General features: G+C 59.3%; 10 protein-coding genes. All 10 read left to right on the top strand.

All coding sequences use genetic code 11. The features are described from left to right. Positions 1-13: 13 nt before the first annotated feature. The 10 genes from I6E52_RS04020 to I6E52_RS03975 all read left to right on the top strand — a co-directional run bounded on the left by I6E52_RS04020 (position 14) and on the right by I6E52_RS03975 (position 16,203). Complete coding sequence (locus I6E52_RS04020; protein ID WP_197155047.1) at positions 14-982, top strand: MoxR family ATPase; 969 nt, start codon at positions 14-16, stop codon at positions 980-982. Between the two features lie 16 nt (positions 983-998). Further along, positions 999-2,366, top strand: coding sequence for a DUF58 domain-containing protein (locus I6E52_RS04015; protein WP_197155045.1), 1,368 nt, complete (start codon positions 999-1,001; stop codon positions 2,364-2,366). Continuing rightward, entirely contained in the window at positions 2,363-4,771 is a 2,409-nt protein-coding gene (locus tag I6E52_RS04010) for a transglutaminase family protein (RefSeq protein ID WP_197155044.1), read from the top strand. The genes I6E52_RS04015 and I6E52_RS04010 overlap by 4 nt, the downstream gene beginning before the upstream one ends. After that, complete coding sequence (locus I6E52_RS04005) at positions 4,768-9,252, top strand: FtsK/SpoIIIE domain-containing protein (RefSeq protein ID WP_197155043.1); 4,485 nt, start codon at positions 4,768-4,770, stop codon at positions 9,250-9,252. Before I6E52_RS04010 ends, I6E52_RS04005 begins: the two co-directional genes overlap by 4 nt. 84 nt (positions 9,253-9,336) lie before the next feature. Next, positions 9,337-9,678: a hypothetical protein gene (locus I6E52_RS04000; RefSeq protein WP_197155042.1), complete on the top strand. Its 342-nt coding sequence runs from the start codon at positions 9,337-9,339 to the stop codon at positions 9,676-9,678. Beyond that, complete coding sequence (locus I6E52_RS03995) at positions 9,678-10,925, top strand: hypothetical protein (RefSeq protein ID WP_197155041.1); 1,248 nt, start codon at positions 9,678-9,680, stop codon at positions 10,923-10,925. The genes I6E52_RS04000 and I6E52_RS03995 overlap by 1 nt, the downstream gene beginning before the upstream one ends. A gap of 1,536 nt (positions 10,926-12,461) precedes the next feature. Continuing rightward, complete coding sequence (locus tag I6E52_RS03990) at positions 12,462-13,043, top strand: hypothetical protein (protein WP_197155040.1); 582 nt, start codon at positions 12,462-12,464, stop codon at positions 13,041-13,043. A gap of 270 nt (positions 13,044-13,313) precedes the next feature. Beyond that, positions 13,314-14,129 carry a hypothetical protein gene (locus I6E52_RS03985; protein WP_197155038.1) on the top strand — a complete coding sequence of 272 codons (816 nt, stop codon included), beginning with the start codon at positions 13,314-13,316 and terminating at the stop codon, positions 14,127-14,129. A gap of 274 nt (positions 14,130-14,403) precedes the next feature. Continuing rightward, the gene (locus I6E52_RS03980; protein WP_197155036.1) at positions 14,404-15,066 is read left to right on the top strand and encodes a hypothetical protein; all 663 of its coding nucleotides are present in this window, start codon (positions 14,404-14,406) and stop codon (positions 15,064-15,066) included. Between the two features lie 156 nt (positions 15,067-15,222). Beyond that, positions 15,223-16,203 carry a hypothetical protein gene (locus tag I6E52_RS03975; protein ID WP_197155034.1) on the top strand — a complete coding sequence of 327 codons (981 nt, stop codon included), beginning with the start codon at positions 15,223-15,225 and terminating at the stop codon, positions 16,201-16,203. The last annotated feature ends 199 nt before the right edge of the window (positions 16,204-16,402 follow it).

Here is a 16,402-nt window from a genome sequence, read left to right as displayed (position 1 = left end):
AGGACCCTTCAGAATGCCCATAAGCCAAGAGCAAGCGACCTGGTTCGCCACCGCGTTCCAGAAACTCATCAGCAACGTCGATAAGGCGATTGTGGGCAAAGATCACGTGATTCGTCTCGTGCTGACGGCCCTGATCTCTGATGGACACGTGCTGCTGGAGGACTACCCAGGAACGGGAAAGACCGTGCTGGCAAAGGCGCTCGCTAACACCCTCGACGGCACTACGTCTCGCATCCAATTCACGCCGGACCTGCTGCCGTCGGATGTCACGGGCGTGCAAATCTATGACCAGTCGAAGGGCAAGTTCGAGTTTCACCACGGACCAATCTTCGCGTCGATCGTTCTTGCCGATGAGATCAACCGTGCCAGCCCTAAAACCCAGAGTGCGCTGCTTGAGGTGATGGAAGAAGGCGTCGTAACGATCGATGGCGAAGGTCATCCCGTCGGTGCACCTTTCTTGGTGATCGCCACTCAAAACCCTGTCGAGCAAGCTGGAACCTACAAGCTGCCCGAGGCACAACTCGACCGCTTTCTCATCAAAACGACGCTGGGGTATCCCGACAGCAAGACGGCAGTGTCGCTATTAATGGACTCGGGAACCCGCGCTCGTGCTTCGCTCGTCTCGCCCATTATCAAACCGGAGTCGATTGTAGCGATGGCGGCGCTGGCTGCCGAGGTTTTTGTCGACGAGTCGGTCATGCAGTATCTGAACAGCATCGTCGAAGCGACGCGTAAAGACCGCGATGTTGTACTTGGTGTGAGTATGCGCGGGGCAATGGCACTCGCCCGCGCTATTAAGACGTGGGCGATAACCCAGGGGCGCACCTATGCGACCCCCGATGATGTTCGGGATCTGGCTGTGCCGGTGCTCGCGCATCGCGTCATCCTCGACCCCGAATCTGAGTTTGCCGGGGTTGTGGCCGAAGACGTCATTAATCGCATTCTGGTCGATATCGAACCTCCCGCCTACCGCGCTTCCTAACAGCCAGCACCTCTCTATGACTACTGATTCTTCTGTGATCCCCGAGCAGCGGGCCGGAGACGAGCGAGCCTCGGCGGCGCGAACGGGTTCGGGGCTCGGCTCTTCGTCACCGATGCACCCAGCCGCGCCGCGGTGGTTTGCGCGCGCAGTGGAGTCAGCGCGTCGTGTACTGCGTGGAACGGCAGCGGTGGCTTCGCCTGCGGTGCGCGCAGCGGTACGAGTGGTCGGCCCGATCGTTGGCATTGTTACGCCTCTGGGCTGGTTGGTGTTGGCGCTTGCTGCTGTTTCGCTCGCACTGAGCGTCATTTTTGGGTGGCAAGAGTTCACCTTTCTGGGCACAGTGTTGCTTGCCGCGGTGGTCGTCAGCGTGGCGTTCGTGTTCGGCCGCGCGTCGTATGGGGTCGTCGTGGAATTGAACCCACGACGTGTCGTCGTCGGCGATCGAGCCCTCGGCCGCATGGTCGTCACCAATGTTGGCTCACGAGCACTGCCTCCTACCCGGATGGAACTCCCCGTTGGCCAAGGAGTTGCCGAGTTTCAACTCCCTGCCATGAAACCCAAAGAAGAGCACGAAGAGTTGTTTGCAGTACCTACCGCCAAACGCGCGGTGATCGTTGCTGGTCCTGCCGAGTCGGTGCGCGGCGATCAGATCGGGTTGTTGCGCCGGGCGCTGAAGTGGGCGGATGCGGTGGATCTGTTCGTGCATCCGCGCACCGTTCGACTCGTACCTTCTGCTGCGGGCTTGGTGCGAGATCTCGAAGGTCAAGTATCGAACAAGATCACCAACAACGACATCGCGTTTCATGCGCTGCGGCCTTATGTGCCTGGCGATGATCGCCGTTACGTTCACTGGCGTACCTCGGCGCGGATCGGGCAGCTGATGGTGCGACAGTTTCAGGAGACGCGTCGGTCTCAACTGACGATCATCCATGCCTCACGCGGCGATCTTTATGCGTCTGAGGCTGAGTTCGAGCTGGCCATTTCGGTGACCGCATCGATCGCGGCGCAGGTCATTCGCGACGGAACTCAAATGAATGTGGTCAGCGAAACGGGGCTGTGGCGCACCCAGACGGTGACGTCAATGCTGGATGCCTCCTGCCGCATCGAGCCAGAGGGCAGTCGACTCGACACGGTGCGCAGTTTCGCTCGCGAACAAACACGCCGTCTCCCGGCACCTAGCGTCGTCATGATTGTGGCTGGCTCGGGGATGAGCACGGCCGATTTTCGTAGTGTTCAGTCGCTCTTCGGCCAAGACACCAGTCAGGTCGCTTTTCACATCGTGGAGGGCGCTGAGCCCACAATTTCTGCTGTAGCCGGATTGACCGTGATCACGATCGGTGATCTCAACGACCTTTCGAAGCTCGTGCGGGGGTTGGGCGGTTGAGTACAACGCAGCAGCCTTCCGCGCGACGTACCCTCAGCCCGCGAACGTGGGCCGATGTCAGCATCGTGTTGGCACTCACCATCATTGGATTGCTCGGGTTTGAGCCCTCATTTGGTGGCTATAGCTTCTTGCTCCCGGCGATCGGCGGGCTTGTTCTCGGGGCGGCCACTGGAATCGTCGCGAGCATCCTGAGAGTGAATGTTGTCACGACGATCGTGGTGGCTGTCGTGGCGTACTTCTTGTGCGGTACCGCGATTGCGGTTCCCCAGCAGGCCCTTCTCTTTGTGCTTCCCACCCTTCAATCCCTGTCGACGATTGCCATCGGTACTGTCTACGGCTGGGCAGATATCGTCACGCTCCAGACCCCGATTGAGGCTCCTCAGCACATCACTGTAGTTCCCTATTTCGCGACGTGGTTGGTAGCGCTCGTCTCCACGTCACTTACGGTGCGTTGGTTGGCGCGGGCACGCCGTTCGGTGTGGCGTTTCGGCATTGTGCTTCTTGGCCCATTGGCGATCTATGTCGCGAGCATCCTGATCGGCACCGACGATCCTTATCAAGCTGGCATCCGAGGCGTCAGCTTTGCCGTGCTCGCCCTCCTCTGGTTGGGTTGGCATCGCACCGGCGGCGACAACATCGCGCAAGCTGGAGCCACCCGGATGCGCACGCGCAAGATCGCGGGAACCGCAGTCGTGCTTGCAGCAGCTGTGCTTCTCGGTGGGGGAGCGGGCTGGTGGATCGCCCCCGCCCAGGATCAACGCTTCGTGCTGCGGGATGAGATCGAGCCGCCGTTCGACCCGCTGCAGTATCCGAGCCCCCTGGCTGGGTTCCGTCACTACACCAAGCAAGTCACAGACGATGTGTTGTTTACGGTGTCAGGTTTGAAAGCTGGCGACACGGTACGCCTCGCCACGCTTGACTCGTTTACGGGCAAGTTGTGGAATGTGACGGGGTCGGAGTCAAGCGCGGATGGCTCTGGCACGTTCAGTTTGGTGGGGCGCGAATTGCCAGCTCAGTCGTTTGTCACTCCCGAGCGTCGCACCGATGTGACCTTCACTATGGGGGAGTATGCGGATGTCTGGATGCCGAGCATCGGGTATCCGACAAATCTTGATTTCACGGCGGGAACTGCCCTCGATTCCACCGATAGCCTCCGCTACAACGCGACTACTGGCACCGCGGTGCTCACTGCTGGGCTGAGTGAGGGTGACTCTTACACGATCGATGCGACGCTTCAGCAGGTCGTTTCGATCGAAGATTTGGCTGAGGTGCCAGTTGCTTCGGTTGAGCTGCCTCCGGTTTCGTCTAGCCCAGATATCGTCACGTCGAAGGCTCAAGAATATGCCGCCGATGCGACGGCGCCTGCTGCCCAGCTCGAAGCGATCCGTCTCGCGTTAACGACAACGGGTTTCTTGAGCCATGGTCGAGCATCCGACACTGTGGCATCACGTGCAGGGCATGGTGCTGACCGAATCACCGACCTGCTTGAACGCAACCAGATGGTCGGTGACCAAGAGCAGTACGCCTCGGCGTTCGCCCTGATGGCGCGCAGCTTGGGGTACCCCGCGCGCGTAGTAATGGGCTTTGCGCCAGAGATTGTTGACGGCCAGACTGCCGAAGTCACCGGCGACGATGTCACGGCGTGGGTCGAGGTCGCGTTCGACGATGTGGGGTGGGTTGCTTTCAATCCGACACCGGATGAGACCGATATTCCCCAAGATCAGACACCGAAACCGCAGAGCGAGCCTCAACCCCAAGTGCGCCAACCACCACGTGTTGAGGCGGATGCCGAAGACCTGCTGACGCCGGTCGAGTTGGAGGAGAGCGACGAAGACGATGAGGGAGTTGCCTTCTCGATTCCGGGATGGGTATATGCGGTAGGCCTCAGCCTGTTGATTCCGGCACTGATCATTTTCATGCCGCTACTGATCATCGGACTCTACAAACTTCGCCGGGCGCGGCGCCGTCGTGACGCCAAGGCAGCTCACGATCAGGTCGCTGGTGCGTGGGAAGAGCTCGTCGATCAATATTCGGAGCTCGGGTACGACGTTCCCCAGAAAGCCACCCGCCTAATGGTTGCCGAAAGTCTCGAAAACCAAATCGATGAAGAACACCGAGCGTCAGAAGTTCAGACGAGCAATCCGACTGAGGAGGCCGCGGACACCACCGCCGAGCCCCGTCACGTGACAACCTTGCGCCCGATCGCCGTGTTGACTGACGACGCCGTGTTCTCCGGTCACGAGATCTCCGCGGAACGCAGTGACGAAGCGTGGTCGACCACGACAGCAGCGATCGAAGCTGGCCGGGCTGGCCTCTCGAAGCGGCGCCGAATTGTTAGTCGATACCGCATCCGTTCAGCCAGAGATTGGGCCTCAAGAATCTCAACGAAGAGAGAAAACTCGTGAAACTGAAACTCACTCTCAACAGGGCGACACAGCCTGACGACGACATCGTGATCACCACGGATGCGGCCGCGAGTGTGTCTGACATTGCGTCAACAATCGCTCGGGTCGATCCCGTGCGTGCGGGCGCGATAGCCGATGATCGCCCGCTCACTCTTCGTGCAGCGCTGCCGGGGCGCGACGAGTGGTTGGTCTTACAACCGGATGCGGCGATCGGTGAGGCGTGGGTCGGGTCGGGCGCCAAGGTAGAGCTCGCCGATGCCGGAGTATATTTCTCGGCCAATGGTGCGGGAGATTCCCCCCAGGTCGCGCTAGTTCGAGTGCTGAGTGGTCCGGATGTCGGCAAAGAGTTTGCCCTGCGCGAGGGCTCCACGACGTTGGGGCGCGACTCTTCCTGTGACGTCGTGCTCAACGATCCTTTGGTCTCCAAACGTCACGTTCGTCTGGAAGTGTCAAACGTTGTCGAGGTGGTCGATCTTGGCTCTGCAAACGGCGTCGTAGTCGATGGCGGATTAGTTCCCCGGCTCGTCGTCGCGGAATCTGAAGTCGTGATGGTGGGGGATTCTGAACTTCAGATCACGGTGGCAGAATCTGTGGCGTCGAAAGGCCTGGTGCAGCGGCCGGGTCCTGTGATGTTTAACCGTTCGCCCCGGGTCGAGACTCGTTACCCCGGCCGTACCTTCTCTGCCCCGGAGGTGCCGTCAGAGAAAGACGACGCGACGTTCCCGTGGTTGGCGATGGTCGCGCCCGTGCTGCTGGGTGTAAGTATGTGGTTGATCTTTGACCGCCCAGCTGCTCTTCTTTTCGTCTTGATGTCTCCGATGATGTTGATCGGTAACTACTTCATGAACAAGTCGAAGAACAAGCGGAGTTTGAAGAAGGCGATCGCTAAATTCGATATGCATTTGGAGACCCTGTCGGAGCAACTAGCAGCGGAGAAGGTGACCGAGCGAGCTGCACGCCTTGCGGAGTCTCCGTCGACAGCGGAGATGCTTGATCAGGCGATGCGTCGCGGTCCTCTTACGTGGACGCGCCGGGCCGAGCATTGGTCGTTCTTGAATATCCGACTGGGTGTCGGAACAATGCGGTCCCGAAACGTTGTTGATTCCGCTTCGCGCGGTGATCTCTTGCCCGAGTTTCAGGAGCGCCTCGATGTCGTCATTTCAGATCATGAGCGCGTTTCCGGCGTACCGATTGTTGACAACTTGTTTGACTCGGGGGCGCTTGGCGTAGCCGGTGAGCTCGCTGACACCGTGGGAGCCGTGAACGGTCTGGTTGTACAACTGACGGCACTTCATTCTCCTGCTGAACTGGTTGTTGCTGCGTTGGTGACTCCGCAGTGGTCGCGGGAGTTGGGTTGGTTGAAATGGATGCCTCACACCTCGTCTCCACAGAGTCCGTTCGAAGGAAGCCATCTCGCTGACAGTTCGTCTAGTTCTGTGGTGTTGCTGTCGGCGCTCGAAGAAGTGGTGGATCAGCGGCTCAAGGATGCCAAGGCACGTCGTCGTGGGGCGATGGAGCAGCGTCGAGCCGCATTGGAACGGGGTGCTGAGGTCGGCGAAAATGCGTCGGAGGAGGGCACCAAGTCTCCGGTTCCCGCAATTGTGGTGCTCATCTCCAACGACGTAGCGGTAGATCGGGCCAGAATTGTTCAGTTGGCAGAACGAGGCGCTGATGCCGGTGTGTTCCCCGTGTGGATGGCAACAACCGTCAACGAGCTTCCCGCGGTCTGCCGCACCTATCTGCATGTTCTCGCGGATGCGCCCTATGCAACCGCTGGTCTCGTGCGCTTGGGCGAGGTGATTACCGATGTTGAAGTAGAGCTCGTAGGCGCGGATGCCGCGTTGGAGTTTGCTCGCAGAATGGCACCAGTCGTTGATGCTGGAGCGGTTGTCGTCGACGATAGTGATCTGCCGCGATCGATTTCGCTGGTGACGGTACTAGGTCATGAGCTGGTTGAGGCCAGTGATGCGGTTGTCGACAGGTGGCGCCAGAACGAGTCGATTCACGATCGAACTCCTGGCGTTAGCCCGAGCAAGCGTCGACCGGGCAAGTTGCGGGCCACCGTGGGAAGCGCGGGGATCGATTCGATGCATCTCGATTTGCGTACGCAGGGCCCACACGCTCTAGTGGGCGGAACAACGGGTTCCGGCAAGAGCGAGTTTTTGCAGGCGTGGGTTTTGGGAATGGCTGCCGAGTACAGCCCCGATCGAGTATCTTTCCTCTTTATCGACTACAAGGGTGGTGCCGCGTTCGCCGACTGCGTGAGCTTGCCGCACTGTGTTGGTTTGGTCACCGACTTGAGCCCTCATCTCGTCCGTCGCGCGTTGACAAGTTTGAGAGCAGAGCTTCATTTCAGAGAGCACCTGCTTGTCCGCAAGAAAGCGAAAGACCTTCTGGAGCTGGAGAAACGTGGCGACCCGGAGAGCCCGCCAGCTCTCGTGCTGGTGATCGACGAGTTCGCTGCTCTCGTGGGTGAGGTGCCTGAGTTTGTGGACGGTGTAGTCGACATCGCTCAGCGGGGGCGCTCGCTGGGGATCCACCTCATCATGGCAACGCAACGTCCGGCAGGTGTTATCAAAGACAATCTGCGCGCTAACACCAACCTTCGAGTGGCGTTGCGTATGGCGGACGAGTCGGACAGCAGTGATGTCATCGGCACAAAATCTGCCGCACACTTTGACCCGTCCATTCCTGGTCGAGGCATTGCCAAGACAGGCCCAGGCCGCTTGCAGCAATTCCAATCCGGGTATGCCGGCGGTTGGACCTCGCGTGAACCAGAACGTCCGAGTGTCGATGTCGCTGAACTGCGATTCGGCGGTGACGCACCGTGGGAAGAACCGCGAGTTGCGGCCGTTGAGGAGTCACGCGATTTGGGCCCCACCGATCAACAACGACTGGTGTCATCGATTGTTGCTGCCGCATCCTCGGCAAATATTCCGGCGCCGCGACGCCCCTGGCTTGATGAGATCGCATCCGTCTACGATTTGTCGCTGCTTCGTCAACGGACCGACCGCGAATTGCTGATCGGCGTTGCTGATCTACCCACTAAACAGCAACAATTGCCGGTGTATTTCTTGCCAGACGTAGACGGCCATATTGCCATTTATGGAACTGGTGGGTCGGGCAAGAGCACTGCGTTGCGCACGTTAGCGAACGCCGCGGCGATCACCCCACGAGGTGGACCCGTCGAGGTCTACGGTCTCGATTTCAGTACCGGCAGTTTGCGGATGCTGGAGTCGTTGCCGCATGTTGGTTCCATTATTAACGGGGATGATTCAGAGCGGGTTATCCGATTATTCCGCTACTTGAAGGCGCAGCTGGAATCGCGTGCCCCTCGGTATGCGGCGGCGAACGCATCGAGCATCACCGACTACCGCACTTTGGCCAACTCGCCGGCAGAGCGGCGCGTGCTATTACTGATCGACGGCTTCCCGTCGTTTCGTGAGGACTGGGAAGTGGCTAGTGGCCGGTCGGTCTGGTACGACGTGTTCAAGGACATTCTGAGCGATGGCCGCCAGTTGGGCATCCACGTGGCGTTCACTGCTGATCGTCCGGGCGCTGTTCCCTCATCGGTGGGGGCGAGCATCCAGCGTCGCGTTATTCTGCGATTAGCGGATGACACGGGCTACAGCATGCTTGACGCGCCGAGCGACATCTTGAGCGCCTCGTCGCCGCCCGGCCGCGCGATTGTCGACGGGCGAGAGACGCAAGTCGCTGTTCTTGGCGGGTCGGTTTCGATGACAGAACAATCTGCAGCCGCGGAGAAGTTGGCGCAGTCGATGCTGCGCGCGGGAGTGACTCCGGTCGACCCAATCCGAGCGTTGCCGAAGGAATACTCCGCATCGTCACTTCCGGATCGTGTCGACACCAAGGTTACACTCGGCGTCAGCGATGAGGCCTTGGAAGCAGTCGGTTTAGAGCCGGCAGGAACGCTTCTGATCTCTGGTCCACCCGCGAGTGGGCGAAGCAATGCGCTCCAGTGGCTCGCCTGCTCGGTCGCTCGTTATGACACGACTGCCCGCCGTTACTATCTCGGTAACGCTCGCTCGGGCTTGGCCGGGGCGCTCGAATGGACGAGCGCGGCGACAACGGTGGAACAGGTCGCGGCGCTGGCGAAGGATCTTTCTGCCGCAGTGAGCGATCCGGAAACCGAGGGCACGATCTCTGTCTTCATCGAGAACATTTCTGACTTCTTGCAGACTCCCGCTGATGCCGCGATCGTCGAATTGGTCAAGGCGGTGAAGCGCAGCGAGCATTTGCTCGTCGCCGAGGCCGAGACAACGTCGTGGAACGCCTCATGGCCGCTGTTCGCCGAAATCAAAAACGCGAGACGGGGACTGCTGTTGCAGCCCGACTCGATTGAGGGCGACATTCTGCTCAAGACACCGCTTCCGCGCGGCAGTCGCAGTGAGTTCCCTGCTGGCCGGGGAATGTTCATTGCGCGCGGCAAGGTATCTCGTGTGCAGCTTCCGCTGCTGTGAGAGCGCGATGGGCAGCGCTCCCCATCGCTTTAGTGGGATTGCCTCAAGTATTGTCACAGTTAGCGCTTATGAAGGGACCTCATCATGGCAGCCGACCAGCTCATTGTCGACACCGATCTGCTTCGGGCGACGGCGATTCAGATTGAGCGCGTCAGCGCGACTTTCACACGATCAAGTCAAGACATCGATGACGTTGCTGCGGCGGTCGGGCACGCCGGTCTTGCCAATAAGGTGCGTGGCTTTGTGAACAACTGGGACTTCCGCCGCAGTGAGCTAGTCGAGCAGCTCGACACGATTCGGGACAACATGACTGAGGTAGCAGATGGCTTTGAGTCGGCTGACTGTGAATTGGGCAAGGCCCTTACTGATCCGCAACCTAGTTCCGCGAGTAGCGGTGCGGCTCGGGTGAACCGGGGGATGGTGTGATGCGGCCGTCTGATTGGGCACCTGTCGGTTTCGATCACGACCCGGTTCCGGGCGATCCAACGGTGGTGAGTTCGGCGGCCTCGGATTACGCGACGATCGCTGCCACTTTAGAGGATGCGGCAACCAACCTTCGCGGCATTGCGGGAGCCGACGAGTGCGTTAGCGAGGCGGTCGCTGCCATCATGGAGCAGGCCGAGGAGGTTGCGGCGCGGCTCGATAAGGCTCAGACGCGGTACGAGGGAGTCGCGGCGGCGCTGAGCATTTATGCGGTACCGCTGAGCGAGGCCCAAACCTGGTCGGTCGATGCTCTGGATGCTGCCATAGTCGCGCGATCGGCGACAAACGCATCCGTGGAGGACGCTGAATTCTATGAAGCTCGGCTTCGTGAGCCCGATTTGTCTCCGGAGCTGGAGTCGTACTACGAAGAGCGCCGTGCCGAAGTGTATGCGGAGCTTCAATCGCACGATGGTGCGCTCGAGAACGCGATCGCGAGACTTCAAAGCGCAATCGAGCACCGAGATTCTGCTGCCGCTACTGCATCATCCTCCATCCACGACGTTGAGGAGAGCAGCGGCCTGAACGACTCGTTTTGGGACAACACCGTTCAGTTCATTGAAGAGAATAAGGACACAATCGATTTTGTCGTTGAAATCATCGGGATAATTGCGGCCGTTGCGTTAGTGGTGTCACTTCTCATTCCAGGCCTGAACGCCATCGTCGCTTCGGTGTTGCTAGTGGCGACTCTTATTCAATTGGCTAATGCAGCGGTGCAAGGTCTCGCTGGCACGATGAGTCCCGCCGAGGCGATAATTAGCATTGCGCTTGCGGCGCTCACTTTCACTGGGCTCGGGGTCGTTGGGGCGCGAGTGCTTAAGCTTCAAAGTTCCAAAGTCGCGCTTGCTTTCAAAATGAGCAACGTGAGCAAGGGGGTGCGGGGGCTGCTCGACAGCGCACCTCTGCAGCATGTTGAGGTGGCGAGAAGGGCAGCGCTAAGCGGTATTAACCCCGTAGCGCAAAAGATCGCCGATCTAGGACTGTATCGGGTGCAGGCCCAGCAAGAGGCAATCGCGAACGTACTTATGCTCTCCGGCAATACTGCCACCGCAGCAAGGTACGGCATACAGGCTTATGCGGCCGCCGCGCAAATTAGAAACTACGCGGATGCCTCTGTCTCTTTGTTTGGTGTAGCTGGTCTCCTCGCCACCGATGCGCCAACTTCGAATTGGCGCCTTGGCGGCGACTGGTGAGAGTCAAACGCCCTCAGCTAAATACGCTCAGACGCCTCCTGCGTGAGCATCTGGGATTCATCTTGCTTGGCGTCGCAGGGGCGATCGCGCTGCCGTTTGCAACAGCGGCCCTTGCGCAGTCCTTAGTGAGGGAAGGGTATTGGCCGGTCACGGGTATTGCTGGTTGTGAGGGTGACCTCGGGTGTACTGCGTCTCTGGTGCTGACTGATGGAGCACTGGTATTGATCGGGGGGTTGTGGGGGCTGGCCATCGCAGCTGTGCTGCTCTTGAACGTCGTTTTTCCTCCTCCGAAGGACGAGATGAGGACTGTCGAGCGGGTCAGTGCGGAGGCGAGAACTGCGAGGGGGCAACGCATTGCGCTGAGAGCCGGGCGCATGCTCGTTTTTTCCGCTGTCGGTTTTACAGTTGTATTACTGGCCGGATCTGCAACCGGCAGGATTATCGCGAGGGCGACGTGGCCAGAGCGCGAAATCGAGCGGTGCGAGGAAGCTGCTGCATGTGTAGTGTCGATCCTCCCGCACAACGCATTGCCTGTCTGGTTCGCCTTCGGCTGGCTCGCTATCGTGATCGCAGCGACGGTGATTTGTTGGAAACCAGTCCGTTGGTGGGCACCTAGTTCTGCCGGTGAGTCTCGCGCTCGGGGACAGTTCTATACTTCTCCGTTTTGGATCGCCAGACACGCGAACACCGTGGCAGTGGTCTCCTGGATCTGCCTACTCGGAGTTTTCGATCGAGGGCAGCCAATTTTGGCCCTCGAATATATCTGGGTGATTCTCGCCGCTTTCACACTTTTTGCTGTCGCCACGCTGAGTAAGCGCATTCATCGAGTTCATGGTCCCAGTGAGTGGATCCTGAGGTGAAGGCTGAGGAGGCCTCTGTCGCGGTAGCCGGGGCGAGCAGAGCAAAGGACGTCTCGCGGCGGGAGCGGTTGAGGCGTCTCGGTGGCAACGACACCAGAGAGGCTCCGATTCAGTTGGTGGCTAGTATTCAGCTGCTCTCGAGCGCGATCGCCGCTGACGTAATAGGTGGACTGCGAACGTTGGGCGTTGTTTCGGCCGGGTTTACCTACGCAGAACTGTTGGACCTCTTGTTGAAGGGCTTTGACGAATTGCAGAACAGCGCCGCGACCTCGCGATGACGAGCGCCAAGGGAATGTCAAACACTGCGAAGAGCAGCGATCTTCCGTTAGGCATTGGCGCGCTCCGAGCGATTTGGGTGGTCCTCATAATCGCTTGGATAGCGATCGGTGCGAGGCTGATCGCTGGCTTGTGGAGTGTGATTCGGCATTCTTCGGCATGGCCAGCCGAAGATTTTGCTAACTGTGCAGGCGATGGGATTTGCCTGGTGGGTGTGAGTTTCTCCGCCGGTGTCCTGTTGTGGGTTGGCGGTCTTTGGGCTATCGCCGTAGTCGTAGCTTTCATCGTAAATTCGCGGATACCGAAACCCAAAGAATCAGCAGCAAGAGTGCAGAAGAGCCTAGCTAAGCAACACACCAAGAAAGGACAGCGTGTAGGGCACGTTGCGGGATGGGCACTTATGGCCTCCTCGCTGGGTTCCCTCTTCATTCTTATGCTCGTGCCGGTGGGGGCTGTGATTGCCGCCTGGACAACGTGGCCGCAGACCCGAATCGCTGAGTGCCTCGATCGACTGACGTGCGTTGTATCGACCCTCCCGGATGCTGTCCTGCCCGTTTGGGTCGCGTTTGGGTGGATCATTGCCATCGCCGTAGTGATGGCCGTGTGCTGGCATCCGTCGCGATGGTGGCTGCCCAACGCTCAAGCGCGCCGCAAAGTTCAAGTTCGCGTCTACACCAGTCCGATCTGGATTGGGGGGCATGCAGCCGTCGCTGCATTCATCTGCTTCTTATTGTCATCCGGCCTCGACCCGCGTGTCGACAATGGTGATGCTCCAGAATATTTGTGGGCAGCCCTCGCAGCGGCGACGTTAGCCGCGGTCGCTCATAACCGTCATCGCAGGCTTGTTGGCTCGGTTCCTGGAGATATAAAGGAATCTTTTCTCTTGACGGCTAGCTCTCCCGCTGCACTATTTAGCCCTCAGTGGCGCGCTAAACAACGAAAACTGCACCCACGGTCGAAAGAAGACTCAGATGACGAATAAAGGAACTGGGCGCGGGAACCTCAGATGCGCAATAGCCATCGCGCTTGTCTCCCAGCCATCGGTGCTCGCCGGCGTTTCCTCAGCATCCAGCAAATCGGCGGTGTTTCGTCGCGGTTTCCCGTCGATCTGGCCGCATGACACGATTGGGGCGCCATCCGTTCCGCATGATCGAGTGATAACCGAGCCCTCGGGCTGGCGGTGGGGCGACAATTGGTAGGGAAGAAGAAGCTCCCCTCGCATTTAGCGCAGCAACGCAGATTTAGCGTGCGTGTGAAGATGTTTCTGGCGTTCTGTGGCGTATTCATTGGCAGCCTCTTCGTCTGGGGGATTGCCAACGAATTCGTAAGTCTAGGGATATGGCCTGCAGCGCTGATTGATGCTTGTGATAGAAGCTTCGTCTGCATCGCGGCGACGGTGGGCACCAACGCGATACCGATCTGGACCGCAGCCTTATGGCTGCTCGGCGTCGTCGCATTGCTTGTCGTGGGGATGAAAAAAGGAGCATCTTCTGGCGCCAAGAAAACTGTGGCGCAGCTCAACGCACCCGTGAAGACACCCAAGGATCAACGCATAGCGCTTGCTGTAGGACGAACGCTCATGGTTTCCACCATCGGATTCTCTACCCTTCTTCTCGTGGTTCCTGCTGCCGCCGGGCTGGTGGCGGCAGCAACGTGGTCGCAAGCAGACATCAGTCGCTGTACTGCCGATGAGTTGTGCGCGATCTCCCTGCTGCCCTCCAACGCATTGCCCGTGTGGGTAGCGTTTGCATGGGCGACGGTAATCTTGGTGTCGCTCTTAATTTGCTGGAAGCCGGCGCGGTGGTGGGTTGCGCCGGGTCGAGGTAAAAAGCGACCTCGGGTGTTCCCTTACACATCACCGTTCTGGATCCGGTACCACGCCATCGCATTGGTTCTCGTAGCTGCACGGTGCAGTCTTGGAATTGTGTGGCGCGATAACAGCGTGACCGCTCTCGAGTATTTGTGGGTCGTTGTATTGGGCGCGACGATAATTGCGTTAAGCACGCTCAACATTGGTTTGCGCGGGCTTCAGGGGCCCGCGGAGTGGCCCTCTAGGGAAACCCCATGACCCGCCCCGTCCGCGGAAGGACCACGATGAGTCCCGCAATGCGCAGCGTGAAAATTCCCATTGGTTCCCTGCGGGTACGTCACTCTTGACTACCCGGCGATCAAATCTGGATCGAAATATTCGCACGAGCCGCAGGACGTTCTACGCTGTCGCGGCGGTAATTCTTATCGCTGGAAGTAGTGCGACCATGTGGTCTACCTTGCGGGGTCTTGCGCTCGCCTCCCTATGGCCATCCGAGCAGCTTCAAGGTTGCGGAAGTGACTTGGGCTGCGCGGTGTCGGCAGTTGCAACTGACGGTGTCTTGGTCTGGGGTAGTGCGTTGTGGCTCATCGCCATCATCGTGATCGGGCTCGTGAGTAGGCATTTGCCGATGCCCGCAGATGGGCTAAAAGTGGTGCACAAAAGAAAGGTTGCGCCGAAAGGTAGCCGCGATCAGAAGATTGCTTTTGCAGTCGGTTGGACGCTTGTCGCGTCAACCCTCACTTTCATGTTCGCGCTGTTCTTCGTGCCGCCGATCATGGCTCTTGTGGCGTTGTTCTCGTGGCCGCAGGCGCGTATCGACAACTGCGAGGAAGACCCGCTTTGCGTGATCTCGATCTTGGACAAAAACGCGCTCCCTGTCTGGGTGGCGTTCTTGTGGGTTGCGATTGTCGTTGCCGCGATGGTGATTTGCTGGAAGCCTGCGCGATGGTGGTCACCTCCGACTAGCGAAGCTCGACGTGCCAAAGTGCGGCCGTATACATCACCGTTTTGGATTCGAACTTACGCGATAATCATGGGACTTGTTGCCCTGCCCTCCATCTCGGGGCTAGACACGGACCTCGACGATGTCTACTCATTGGAGTACGTGTGGGTGGTATTAGCCGCCGGCACGATTGTGGCTATAACGATGGTTAACATTCGCATCCATGGTGTGAAGGGGCCGGGGGAATGGTGATGGGTTCGACGACACGGTTAGCGTTAGCAGGCGTCAGCGGCGTGCGACCCGACGGCATGCCAAGCTCCCGTGCTCAGTTGTCGAGCGTGACGGAGTCGTCTCTTGTTCGGAGCGCGAAGCAGCGCGGGCTGCACCCCGGGATTAGGTGTGGCCACGATGGCCGGTAGTAAGACGCTAGCTCCGCCGAAGAACGGCCAGAAGGCTCGTGGCCTCGGCTCCCTTCGCGGGCTCAATATATTTCTTGCCGTTGCGGGGGCCGCAACCGCAATGGGAGTGCTTGCTTCGCTGGCTGGGGTGGTCCGCAGCTCCTCGGTCTGGCCTACTGAGGGTTTTGCCGAATGCGCAGGCGAAGTAGCGTGCGTCTTGGGAGTGAGTCTGTCCCAGGCCTGGCCGTTGTGGCTCGGAGGATTCTGGGTTCTGTCCCTCGTGCTGGTTGTGGTGGTGAGCGCACGAATGCCGGGGTCTCAAGGATCGTCGGCTTGTATTCAGAAGAGTCTGGAGGGTCAGCGCAGCGAGCAGGGACAGCGCATCGGGCATGTTGCGGGCTGGGCACTGTTCATTTCGTCGTTTGTTTTTATGTTGACTCTTGCGCTCGTCCCCTTGGGTGCTGGAGTTGTTGCCCTTGCGGCTTGGTCGAAGGATCGAATCTCGCAGTGCTCGGACGACCGGCTCTGCGTCGTCTCGGCCATCCCTGAAAACGTGCTGCCGGTGTGGATTGCGTTCGCATGGATCGTTGTCATTGCGGCGGCGTTGGCGGTGTGTTGGCACCCGTCTCGGTGGTGGATGCCGGACGCGCAGCCGCGACGTGGGCTTACGGTCCGTGTTGACACAAGTCCGCTGTGGATCGGTGGGCATGCCGTCGTGGCTGCCTTTATCTGTGCCGCGTTGTCCCTAGGGGTCCATCAGCGCGGGAACGATGTCTATGCGCCGGAGTATTTGTGGGCGGCCCTTGCCGCGGCGACGGTAGCTGTCGTCGCAAACTATCGGCATCGCAAACTGGTCGGCACAGTTCCTTGGCATATAAAGGAGTCTTTCTTTCTCACCGTAAGTTCCCCTGCAGCAGCTTTTAGCCCCGAGTGGCGCGCCAAACAACGCGAATTACATCCTCGAAAGAAAGATGGCCCCAATGACGGCTGAAAAAACCGGGTGCGCGAGCGATGGCGCTGGGGCAGCTCCCGGTCGCGGTGGCGTATCGCTCATCCATCGTTTTAGCTCACCATTGTGGGTTCGTAGGCACGCTATGGCAATGACGGTAATCTCGGTGTAATGCTCACTAAGCGTCGTCTGGCGCGATAACGATGTTTACGCACTCGAGTACCTGTGGGTGGCGCTGGCC

Source organism: Salinibacterium sp. NG253, from assembly GCF_015864945.1.
Lineage (GTDB): Bacteria > Actinomycetota > Actinomycetes > Actinomycetales > Microbacteriaceae > Rhodoglobus.
This window is presented reverse-complemented; position numbering and strand designations above follow the sequence as displayed.

Coding starts and splice junctions, on each gene's coding strand:
- I6E52_RS04015 (WP_197155045.1), top strand. CDS start 999: ATGACTACTGATTCTTCTGTGATCCCCGAGCAGCGGGCCGGAGACGAG.
- I6E52_RS03995 (WP_197155041.1), top strand. CDS start 9,678: ATGCGGCCGTCTGATTGGGCACCTGTCGGTTTCGATCACGACCCGGTT.
- I6E52_RS03990 (WP_197155040.1), top strand. CDS start 12,462: ATGGCCTCCTCGCTGGGTTCCCTCTTCATTCTTATGCTCGTGCCGGTG.
- I6E52_RS04000 (WP_197155042.1), top strand. CDS start 9,337: ATGGCAGCCGACCAGCTCATTGTCGACACCGATCTGCTTCGGGCGACG.
- I6E52_RS04020 (WP_197155047.1), top strand. CDS start 14: ATGCCCATAAGCCAAGAGCAAGCGACCTGGTTCGCCACCGCGTTCCAG.
- I6E52_RS03975 (WP_197155034.1), top strand. CDS start 15,223: ATGGCCGGTAGTAAGACGCTAGCTCCGCCGAAGAACGGCCAGAAGGCT.